The 9,581-nt window shown below is 51.4% G+C and carries 8 protein-coding genes and 1 pseudogene; 5 read left to right on the forward strand and 4 right to left on the reverse strand.

Annotation, left to right across the window (positions count from 1 at the left end):
• The first annotated feature begins 201 nt into the window (after positions 1 to 201).
• Positions 202 to 768 (forward strand): Uma2 family endonuclease, encoded by a 567-nt coding sequence (locus PN498_RS21315; protein WP_272065427.1) that lies wholly within the window; start codon positions 202 to 204, stop codon positions 766 to 768.
• Between the two features lie 58 nt (positions 769 to 826).
• Here the strand turns inward: PN498_RS21315 and PN498_RS21320 are convergent, their stop codons facing one another.
• From PN498_RS21320 to PN498_RS21330, 3 genes are all read right to left on the reverse strand, one after another.
• Positions 827 to 1,606 carry a Uma2 family endonuclease gene (locus PN498_RS21320; RefSeq protein WP_272065428.1) on the reverse strand — a complete coding sequence of 260 codons (780 nt, stop codon included), beginning with the start codon at positions 1,604 to 1,606 and terminating at the stop codon, positions 827 to 829.
• A 66-nt stretch (positions 1,607 to 1,672) separates the two neighbouring features.
• Complete coding sequence (locus tag PN498_RS21325; RefSeq protein ID WP_272065429.1) at positions 1,673 to 3,076, reverse strand: GTP-binding protein; 1,404 nt, start codon at positions 3,074 to 3,076, stop codon at positions 1,673 to 1,675.
• Between the two features lie 41 nt (positions 3,077 to 3,117).
• Positions 3,118 to 4,689, reverse strand: a complete 1,572-nt coding sequence (locus PN498_RS21330; protein WP_272065430.1) for a DUF697 domain-containing protein — start codon at positions 4,687 to 4,689, stop codon at positions 3,118 to 3,120.
• Positions 4,690 to 4,994: 305 nt separating this feature from the next.
• Here PN498_RS21330 and PN498_RS21335 point away from each other — a divergent pair, with 305 nt between their 5' ends.
• The 4 genes from PN498_RS21335 (at position 4,995) to PN498_RS21350 (ending at position 9,217) form a co-directional block, all read left to right on the forward strand.
• Positions 4,995 to 6,959: a serine/threonine-protein kinase gene (locus tag PN498_RS21335; RefSeq protein ID WP_272065431.1), complete on the forward strand. Its 1,965-nt coding sequence runs from the start codon at positions 4,995 to 4,997 to the stop codon at positions 6,957 to 6,959.
• A 2-nt stretch (positions 6,960 to 6,961) separates the two neighbouring features.
• Positions 6,962 to 7,648, forward strand: coding sequence for a dethiobiotin synthase (bioD, locus tag PN498_RS21340; RefSeq protein WP_272065432.1), 687 nt, complete (start codon positions 6,962 to 6,964; stop codon positions 7,646 to 7,648).
• A gap of 67 nt (positions 7,649 to 7,715) precedes the next feature.
• Positions 7,716 to 7,850, forward strand: coding sequence for a hypothetical protein (locus tag PN498_RS21345; RefSeq protein WP_272065433.1), 135 nt, complete (start codon positions 7,716 to 7,718; stop codon positions 7,848 to 7,850).
• 176 nt (positions 7,851 to 8,026) lie between these two features.
• On the forward strand, positions 8,027 to 9,217 hold the full coding sequence (locus tag PN498_RS21350; protein WP_272065434.1) for a sensor histidine kinase: 1,191 nt from the start codon (positions 8,027 to 8,029) through the stop codon (positions 9,215 to 9,217).
• 94 nt (positions 9,218 to 9,311) lie between these two features.
• Here the strand turns inward: PN498_RS21350 and PN498_RS21355 are convergent.
• Positions 9,312 to 9,581: pseudogene (locus PN498_RS21355) on the reverse strand (photosystem II q(b) protein); the annotation flags it as partial.

The following is a 9,581-nucleotide window of genomic DNA, read 5'->3' on the forward strand; positions in this document are numbered from 1 at the left end:
ACTAACCTAAGCAATTTTAGATTTGTGGATCAGAAAGCCTTTAGCATCGTCCTATATGGCTTCAGAAAAACTCAACGGTTGCCGACCCCGATACAATAGGAGCACAATTCGGTAAAGACTATACCGCTTTGATTGTTAGCTCTACTAATAGGGACACTGCAACTCGCAGTTTCAATCCAAAATTGTCAATCGAAATACATCATGACCCAACGTGCTGATCTACGTGTGCGATGGACAACAGCTGACCTCGCTCTGCTCCCTGAGAGCAGTAATCGCTATGAAATTATTGACGGAGACCTGCTCGTGACCAGAGCGCCGCACTGGGGTCATCAAAAAGCCTGTGGCAATACCTATGCAGAACTAAGAAACTGGTCAATCACAACAGATTTGGGTGAGGCGGTCGCGACTCCTGGCATCATTTTTAGTGACGCAGATAATGTCATTCCTGATGTCGTGTGGATTAGCAAAAAGCGTCTTATAGCCTCTTTGGATGACGCTGGACATTTGACAGCTGCCCCAGAACTGGTGGTGGAAGTCCTGTCTCCGGGAAACGACAATGAGCAGCGCGATCGCACAACTAAACCAAAGCTCTATGCCAATCGAGGCGTCCAGGAATATTGGATTCTGGATTGGCGTTTGCAGCAGCTTGAAGTTTATCGACGTCAGGCAGGACTGCTTCAACTTGTGAGTACTCTGTTCCCCGGCGATACATTGACTTCGCCGTTGCTACCCAATTTTGCCTGTGACATAGAGCGCTTGTTTTTATAACCCATGCAAAAGCCATTCCGAAAGCCACAAGAGGATTGTTGAGAAACACTTTTGAAGCTTATTCAGGAAGTTGGTCGGGGTCAATACCTTGCGATCGCAGATATTCTGCCAAACGATCAGCGCGTGCTCGTTCTTGCTCCGCTCGTTCCTGCTCCCGCTCTGCCCGTTCTTGCTCCCGCTCCGCTCGTTCTTGCTCCCGCTCCGCTCGTTCTTGTGCTTGAGAAGCGTGTTCGTCTCCTGTTAGCAAAATGTTGCCTTCGGCATCTCGCCAACGTAACCAAGTTGTTTGGCGCCCCTCAAAGTCGCCTTCCCAGATAACAAGCCCTAGATTCACCTGCTCTAGCCAAGCGTCCGACAGTTCGCTGTATTGCCTACCGCGTAGTTCAAACAGGCGCAAAGGGCGATCGCTCAGCTGCAAACTGGGATCATAGACGACGTAATAGCTAACCCGAATTTGTTCATAGATAGCACGTTTATCGGTTAGTTCGTTACCAGCTTTATTGGAAACAATTTCAATCGCGATTTCCGGTGCCTTGCCAAAGTTCCAGACCATATAGCAGCGATTCTGCTTATCCCACCAGTTCTCAGGCACTTGAACATCGAAACTGACAAACACATCCGGCACGATTGGGGGCAGGTTGGGCGAATGGTAAATACCAACATTGGCCTCCCCAAGAAATATTGAGCCTGACAATCCGCTGTAAAGAGAACTGACTAAGAGGCGTTGCTGTTTAGCAGATGCAAAATTATCCACTGGGGTGTCGTCCTCAGTGACTAGCTGACTCACGTCTGGAGCCGTAACTTCAACTTCTTCTTGAACGGCAACCCGGTCAACCATGACAGCCCTCCGATGGGACAGAAGTGGTTCTATTGTACTTGAGAGTGCTTCGACTGAGGAAACCTTTTAACGAGAGCTGCTCGCCATGAGTTGACTCTCAAGTTCCTGACGGAGACGGGAAACAGTAGATTCGGAGTCGATTTGCTTCAAAATGTCCTTCATGACGGCTTTAACGCCATTAGGTCCCCAGGTGCAGCCCTGTTCTAAGTAGACTTGCGCGGCTTTACCCACAGCATAGGTACCATAACCAGATGCACCTGCCTGAGCCGCCATGACGCTGATCAAAGCAGAAAAGCCTCCCGCACTATCGAAGGCGCTCCAAATTGCGGCAGCGCCTTTACCGGTGCCCAGAAGCAGACCGGTACCCACTTCACTAAGGAGGAGGGTACCAGAACTTTTAGCGATCGCCTGCCACAGTTTCCGGGCTTCATGCTGGGTAATCGGTAAGCCATAAAGCTTCGCTAGGGAACGAATCATCACCAGGTCTGTCAAGAAGCCCCCCGCTAAATCGAGCACCGCAATGGGATTCAGCGCGACAGCGAGAGCCTTGTATTTAGCGAATTTCCAGATCAGCTCTTCGGCCTCTTCGCGATGGAGCGCGATCGCTCTTCGAGCAATGTCGGTCTCCAGCGTATCCGCTTCTCGCAGCGCATTCAAAGCAATGAGAGCCGTTCCATCCTGGCGGGCAATAGTCAATAAAGCGTGTTTCAAATCATCAATTTGCGGCGGCAGCTTCTCCCATTCATGGGTAATCCGGCCATCAGGCCATTCCACCCGCACCTGCATGGGCATCGGATCCGCCGCGATCATCACAATATCGTCCACAGCCAAAGCAGCATTGGGTTGACGGCTACCAGAAGCACGCCACAGCTGGGTTAGCACATCGTAAATTGCCTGCTGATCGGTGTCGGGATAGAGGTCAATTTTGTTGAACACCAGCAGCAAGGGTTTCCGGGCCTCCTGCAATGTGGTGAGCGCATCGTACTCCGTTCGAGTGATGTCTCCGGCCACGACAAACAGGATCAAGTCGGCTTGGTGAGCCACCTCCTGCGCCATTGAACTCCGAACTTCACCATCCACTTCGTCCAGACCAGGAGTATCAATTAGCTCAATTTGGGGCAGTTCGTCGAGGTCATGTACGGCATCAATAGAGGGTTGCCAGTACACTGATCGCGGCCAGCGAGTAACACCATGAAGCGGTCCCGTCGGCAGCACATTTTCCCCCAACAGCGCATTGATAACCGCCGACTTGCCCCGACTCACCAGGCCAAAGACAGCCATTCTTAAAACCGGTTTGGCCAAACGAGCATCAAGGGCACTTAACGCATTGACACCGTCCTGAACTGCAACCTTCTGACCGTGTTTATTCTCATTCTGCAAAGGCTTCTGGAGCGTGGGCGTATAGCGATGCACAGTCTGCTGCAAGACTTGACGCACACGCTGAAACCGAATTTTTGCGGGGGTTGGCACGGTAGGGAAATCTCAAAACAGCAAAGGACTATCGGCAAATCTCAAAGGGGTTCTCCAGAAGGCACCGTCTCAGATTGAACAGTCTCAGATTGAATCGTAATCGTCTTCGGGGGATCCTGAGGCAGTTTAACCGCTGGTGCTTCACTGGACGATAAGACCGGTGATGAGGTCGGCGTCAGTTTTTGAATACCCTGCACAACCAGCGTTTGCAAAAACTCCATACGCTGAGTGCGAGGCAAGAGTGCCTGAAGTTTTTGACTAATGGCATCGGCTGATAAAGCCATCTCGGCCTGACCCGATAAAGCCCGCTCTTCAAAATAGGCCATCAGGCTTTCGCCACAGAGTCGCGTTAGATAGGCAGCACTGAATGCCTGTACGCTTCCCCCCACCACAAAGGTTGCTGTGTGGCTCTTCAGAGCAGTCGTCAGCAATTGGCTAGACACTTCGACAATCCCAAGTTTGACCACGATCGCCGCCAACTCCGACGCGATTGTCTTGGCCTGGTCCAACGCTAAGGGTTGTTGATAAACCCGACCCAAATCCATCACGAGCTGTCCATTGATAGCGATCGCAGCCAATAAATCTAGCGAGGGAACTGGACTTGCAAACGCCGTTGCCGCTGCCGTCCACTGCAACTGCTCCACAACTGGCAGTGCCTTCTGATGACGCGCCTGGTTCAAATTGGCCTGAATATCCTGCCGCAGTTGCTGCACCTGCCGCATCACCGTTTGAGCCACTAAATGAGGCACCTCGGTTTCCAGCCAACGATCAACCGTTGAAACAATAGGCGCAACCTCAACTGTCCCCGCTTCAATCCGCTCGGACATCTGACCGTCAGCGTCATAGGTTCGCACCTTAATCGGTTTAGGAGCCGTAGCGATCACCACGCCTGTCACAGCTTGGGGCAGCGATCGCAGCCTCGACTGAATCTGTTCGAAAATAGCTTCCCGGTCTTCCGGCAGAAAGTTGTCCTGTTTATTAAGCGCTACTATCACCCGCTGCCCTGCCGCTGTTAGCAGTCGCAGATCAGCCAAGGCAGATTCCGTTAGGTCTTCTGTAATTAAATAAATGACGGCATCTTGATTGAGCAACAATTCCTGCATCAGCTCAGGATGAGCCGTCTCAGCCGTGAGGGCGATTTCCGTTAGCGTACTGTGTGAATCGTTCTCCGAAGTGGTGGAAGGCTTCAGGTGATGGGCTAAGGATGACTTACCCGAGCGAGGATATCCCGCGATCGCAATTTTCAACTGAGCGCGAGACAAGTCCTGTTGCAAAGCTTGCCGCTGACTGTCAAGAGCGGTAATTATTTCTTCTGCAGAATCAGAACCCAGCGCTTCTAGCTCCTGCTGAAGAACGTCTAAATCAGGCTGAAGTGCAGCGATCGCTGTCTCCACCGTTTCTCGCTCAACGGGCATGGCCGGCTTCAGATCTGGCAGCTTAGTGACTGGACTTTGACGCCGCCACCACCAAACACCGACTCCAGCAGCAATCAAACTCGCTAGGGTCGTACCATCGGTGGCGATGCTTTCCAGACCGCCAACCAGACCTAGACTTGCTGCTAACCCCAACCCACCCACTAGAATTGGGCGCTCAGATAGCAGTTTTCGAACCACGGCCAACCCCCGCAAATGCCACCACACTCACCCCAATACAAATCGAATCGAAACACTTATATTCTAAGGGCTTAACCCAGCTCACTCATTACGGAAAACCAGTCTCCCCTAGAGAAATTACGCAAGGTTACATAAAGTCATTAACCTCTATTGCTGATTCCCTACTTTCAGCTTTCGATAGCCCTATTCCTTTATCCCCCCTCTCCCAATCTTCCGTCCGGACACTCTACAATCATTAAAATCGAGGCGGCAGGCTATGGTTATTGAGTTATGCTTGCCCGTGGTTATATCCAGAAGAATTGGCTATGTATCCTCCGCTTCCTCCCGGCACAGTACTTCAGTCTCGCTACCGAATTCTTAAGTCCCTTGGACAAGGCGGCTTTGGGCGGACTTACCTGGCAGAAGACCAGGGCCGATATCAAGAGCACTGCGCGGTGAAGGAGTTTTCGCCGCCCCATGGGGAAGACGTTTTTTCAAGCAAAGCGACGGAGTTGTTTCAACGAGAAGCCGCCATTCTCTATCAAATTCAGCATCCTCAAATTCCGAAGTTCAGGGCCACCTTCGAGATTGAACGTCGGCTTTTTCTGGTGCAGGATTATGTTGAAGGACCGTCCTATCGAGATTTACTGAATCAGCGTCGATCGCAAAACACGACGTTTTCCGAAGCCGAAGTTCGCCAGTTTTTGCGGCAGATACTGCCTGTGCTAGCTCACATCCATGCGAAAGGCATTATCCACCGAGACATCAGTCCCGACAACATTCTGCTACGAAATCGCGATCGCCTGCCTGTTCTGATTGATTTCGGCGTTGTCAAAGAAGTTGTCACGCGCGTGCAGATGGCAGAGACCACCTATCACGCGACAACCGTCGGCAAACCAGGGTACGCTCCTAGCGAACAAATGCAGTCAGGACGGGCCTATCCCAGTAGTGATCTATATTCCTTGGCGGTGACCGCGATCGTGCTGCTAACAGGCCGAGAACCCCAGGACATTTTTGATGATGTGAACCTAACGTGGTCTTGGCAACAGTACACCAGCATTAGCCCCGGTTTGGCACAGGTATTAAGTAAAGCCACTAACTATCGACCCGGCGATCGCTATCAGTCTGTCAGCGAAATGGCACAGGCGTTAGGCGCAGCAGGCAACCTTGCTTCTCCCGTGATGCCCCCCATTGCCTATCCTCAGCAGCCCTCTCCACAACCTGCGCCACCGTCCTCGCAAATGCGCACAGTTGCCGTTGGGCGCCCCCCTCAGTCGACCACAATGGTCGGACCCGAGGCTCCCAGAACGTCCCGCTTGCCGACTCCCTCCGTATTAGACGACAATGACAGCTCCGTTTGGGAAAATCCGTTTGCTATAGGCGCATTGGCACTGATACTAGCCCTAGTTGCTGGACTAGGCGGATGGGGCATTGTGAATGCCCTGAATCGTGGTCCGGCTCGCGATCCAGCAGCTGAGACACCCACGATTGAGATTGAGCCAGAACGACCGGTCATCACACCCTCGCCTGAACCGGAAACAACGCCTGAACCTGTCGAGCCGGAACCCGTTGAATACAATCAGACACTGGGCATTCGGGCTGGAGAATCGACCACAGTTGAAGGCACCTTGCAGGACAACGAGACGGTCAATTATGTATTGGAGGGTCGCGAAGGCGAAACGCTCACGGCTCAGCTAGAGGGTGAAGGCGTTTTGATGACTGTTTTAGCCCCCAATGGCAATCCGCCTGATGCTCGCTCCAGACGAGTTTTAGGGTGGACTGGACCCCTAGAATTCACTGGGCAATACACGCTTCAACTCAGTCCTGTAGAAGGTGTTGAGCAGAGCAATTATTCCCTGGAAGTGGCTCTTGCCCCAGATGAAGCCTCAGATGAACCGGATGAATCCGCAATCCCAGACGAAGACGAACCGGAAACCCCAACCGAACCGGAACAGCCGGATGAAACTCCGGATGAACCTATAGAACCCTCGATTGTTTCTGAACAGAGAGTTCGCTTCCCAGAGGGGCAAGACAGCATTCTGGTTGCCAACAGTGCTGGCCCCGGACGGGTACGTCGGTACGTCGTCAATCTGCAAGCAGGGCAGGTTCTCTCGGTAGAAATCTCAAACTCAACTGGACCCACCACTTTCAGCGTTTTGCTCCCCACTGACGATCCGCTAGCGTCGTCCGTTCAGCTTTGGGAAGAAGCCGTCCCTGTTGGCGGAGACTATGCCATTGATGTGATCGCTTCTGAAGATTCTGAATTCACGTTGAGATTTGGAGTTCAGTAAGCATGGTCCACTGTGTCAAAAATGCTCTGTTCATTACGGGTAGCGATACAGAGATTGGCAAGACTGTGATAACAACAGCGCTGGTTGCTTATTGGCAGCGTCATTATGCTAAACAGGCTTTGGGGTTGATGAAACTCGTGCAGTCGGGAGTAGGGGATTTCGAGCAGTACACTCGGCTATTTGACCTCAATCAGGCCCCTGAAGCGATCGCCCCTCAACGTTTCACAGCTCCCCTAGCCCCGCCTTTGGCAGCCGCTCAAGAAGGCAAGACGGTCGATCTCACCATTGTCTGGAATGCCCTTAGTCAGCTTTTAGAAGAGCGGCAGTTCGTATTCATTGAAGCGTTGGGCGGTCTTGGCTCACCAGTGACCGATGAATGGACCGTGGCTGACGTGGCAGCAGCATGGCGACTGCCCATTGTTATCGTAGTACCCATAAAGCTAGGGGCGATCGCTCAATCAGTTGCCAACGCAGCGCTTGCCAGACAGCATCAGCTCACTATCCGAGGCATTATTCTCAATTGCACATCACCTCTGACGCCTGAGCAACAGCAAAACTGGGCACCTGTTGATTTGATTGAACGGCTGACTCAGCTCCCGGTTCTGGGCCATATGCCGTATATGGAAGACCCTGACGATATCGAGGCGATCGCAACTGCAGCCAGCAATTTCTCGTGGCAGCCCTCTTAAACGGTACTTTTTGAGGCGATCGCAGCTCAAAATTTTCGGACTCTAGTACCGCGACGCGGAATTCAAAATGCAAAATACTCTACTCTTCGAGAATGCCAAAGGCGAACGAGAAGAGCAAAGCTCTACAGAATTCAAAAAACTAGGGCAGATAAGCTTTCCCAGTGTTTTAGACGGTGAGCCTCTTCCCGTCTTAGTGTATTAGTACCGCTACGCGGAATTCAAAGTTTAAAATACTCTGCGAGAAGAGCAAAGCTCTACAAAACTAAGGCGGACAAGCTTTCCCAATGTTTTGAATGGTGAGCCTATTTCCACCGTAGTGAACTAGTGAGATGCGATCGCTCCCTTCAACAAGAACCAGCCTACTCTACATGGACAAAGATGGATTTCAGCACTATTTTGAATCAAAAGCGCGAGCTGATTATCGAAAAATGGATCAAGGAAGTCTTTAAGGATAACCAGATTGAGGCAACTCAAGAATTGACGTTTAAGGCAGTGCGCAATAGTTTACCTGAGGTGCTGGAGTCCCTTGCTGCGATGCTGGCGGACGATCAGCAAGAAACATTCCAAACGATTGACCAAGCTAGCTTAAAGCATGGCATTATTCGCGCTGAACAGGGCTTTGAGCCAACGGAAATTGCCCGAGAATATCGCTTATTACGATCAGTCATTTTTTCTGAACTGGAAACTGATTTAGTCCATGCACCTCCTAAAGACATTCTGCGAGCAACCCGGCTGATTGATACGGTAATTGATGAAGCGATCGCTCACTGCTTCGATAGCTATACCCAAAGCCGTATCGAAGAATTTAAAAGCCTAAAAACCCAACTTCAGCTGACCAATCAAGAACTGACTCGCTTGGTCAGAGCAAGCCAAAACGACATTGCGCAATTGACTCACGAGCTAAAGACCCCCCTCACTTCGATTATTGGTTATGCTGATTTCTTTCTAAAGCGACAAAAACAGCAAAGCTCTGAAACTTCCGATATCCACACCGAAAGCATTGAGCGGGTTTTACGAAGCGGACGCTTACTGCTACAGCTGATCAACAATACCCTGGAACTTCAGCAAGGAGACAGACGGGTTAGGCTGAATATCACCTCTGCTGATCCTAAGCAGACGATCCAGTCAGTCATTGAAATTATTGAACCCTTGGTTCGAAAAAAGGGCTTGGAGCTGAACGTGGAGTGCGATCGTGCTCCCCAGCAAATTCAAACTGACCCGCTGCGGCTACAGCAAATTTTGACGAATCTCCTCAGCAATGCTATCCGCTACACCGATAGCGGCTACATCACAATCATCGCTAACACCTCAGAACCTCAGCACTGGTCAATCGTCATTCGTGACAGTGGTATCGGCATCCACCCGGACGATCAAAAACACATCTTCGAACCCTACTTTCGGACACGAAATGCGACCCTCCCCAAAGATGAGCAAGGCACAGGGCTAGGGTTGGCCATCGTGGCTCAGCTCGTAGAGCTGATGCAGGGCAAGATTCTTGTCTCCTCTGAAGTCGGTCAAGGATCAACCTTCACAGTGACCTTTCCCATTGACTATCCTGCAGAGACCTAACATTCCTCACCATTTAATCCCTCACGTAGACAAAGAAAAGGCCCCCCGCGCTTAAGCACGGAGAGCACTCAGGTCAAAGCAAAGTCAGAGAGAACTAGCCGATGATTTCGGGAGCCTCAGTGGTTGCTAAGTCGAGCGGGAAGTTGTGAGCGTTGCGCTCGTGCATCACTTCCATACCCAAGTTCGCACGGTTGATGACGTCAGCCCAAGTTGCAATAACTCGGCCTTGGGAATCCAGTACAGACTGGTTGAAGTTGAAACCGTTCAGGTTGAACGCCATCGTGCTGATGCCGAGAGCGGTGAACCAGATGCCAATCACTGGCCATGCACCCAAGAAGAAGTGCAAGGAACGAGAGTTGTTGAA

Source organism: Oscillatoria sp. CS-180, from assembly GCF_028330965.1.
GTDB lineage: Bacteria > Cyanobacteriota > Cyanobacteriia > Phormidesmidales > Phormidesmidaceae > Halomicronema.